The following is a 1,205-nucleotide window of genomic DNA, read 5'->3' on the forward strand; positions in this document are numbered from 1 at the left end:
GTAAGGTTTAGTTCCACCAAATGCCGCTGTTTTAACACTCGCCTTTCCAGAAGTTTCGCAATAGTTAAGAGTTTTTGAAACTAAGTTTGCTGACAATTTTTCTGGTTGAGAGATTCTCATACTGTCTTTTTGAGAACAACCTCGACTGTCGGCTATAGTAAATTCATAAAGTCCCGCGGCTAAATTGGTCGCAGTTTCTCCTTTTGCTGAGGATGGATTTTGCCAAGTAATACTGTATGGTGATCCGAAACCTCCTGTGGTTTTAAGTTGGATGCTACCATCGCTCAAGCCAAAACAACTTACGTTTTTGGTAATTTTCTCTACGGCAATTTTACTACCAACCTCAAGGTTTGTAAATCTGCTGGAAGTAGTTCTGGTAGCACATGCTCCAACCCCAAACACATCGACTATGTATTGACCACTAGACAATTCATTTACTGATGGTATATTTAAATTTTGTGTAGTTATGTTTAGATTCGCTCCGTTTTTAAACCATCTAAACGAGCCGAAATCTGTACCTGCAATTTGGAAAGTTACTGATTCACCAATACATCTTTTTGCATCTATTGGTTGGGTGATGATTACAGGCAATGCTGTCACATTTAGGAATGAGGCCGTTGAAGTTATTGTTCCACAGGGTCCGTAAATTTCCACTGTGTAAGTTCCTTTATCTGAAGGTTTTAGGATATTGAATTCTATTTTGAAATTTGTACTGTTAGGTATTTTTTCTCCATTTTTAAACCATTGATAGCCAGTTACGACACCGTCATGTGTGGCTTCGATAATTGCACTTGAGCCCTCGCATTTGTCGGCGTTTGGAGAAATTTTCACATTGGTTATTGGAGCATTGATACTCAAAATGGCTTCGGCACTTATTGTAGTTGCGAAAGAACAAGCTCCAGAACCGTTTGCGATGGCTTTGTAAACACCGGTATCAAAACCTGCTCTAATGTTGCTTACTATTAGCGTAGCCGAATTGCTTCCCGATATGTTTCCACCGTCTACAAGATTTATTCCATCTTTTTGCCAGAAAATACTTGAAGCACTGCTTGCGGCCGCTTTGAAAATAGCGGTTTCACCCACGCATTTTGGTGTATTTACGGGGTTCAAAGAAAACACAGGTTTCAGAGCCACCGCCACGTTGATTCCAGAATGAGAGACTGTACCACATGGTCCAAAAATATCAACACTATATTCTGCAATGT

The 1,205-nt window shown here is 40.0% G+C and carries 1 protein-coding gene; it reads right to left on the reverse strand.

The genetic code is table 11. From position 1 onward, the window contains the following. Positions 1-1,205: hypothetical protein (locus tag EGI26_RS07450; RefSeq protein ID WP_255077446.1), on the reverse strand; the 1,205-nt coding region annotated here is incomplete at both ends.

The organism is Lacihabitans sp. CCS-44, assembly GCF_024343735.1.
Classification (GTDB): Bacteria; Bacteroidota; Bacteroidia; order Cytophagales; family Spirosomataceae; genus Leadbetterella.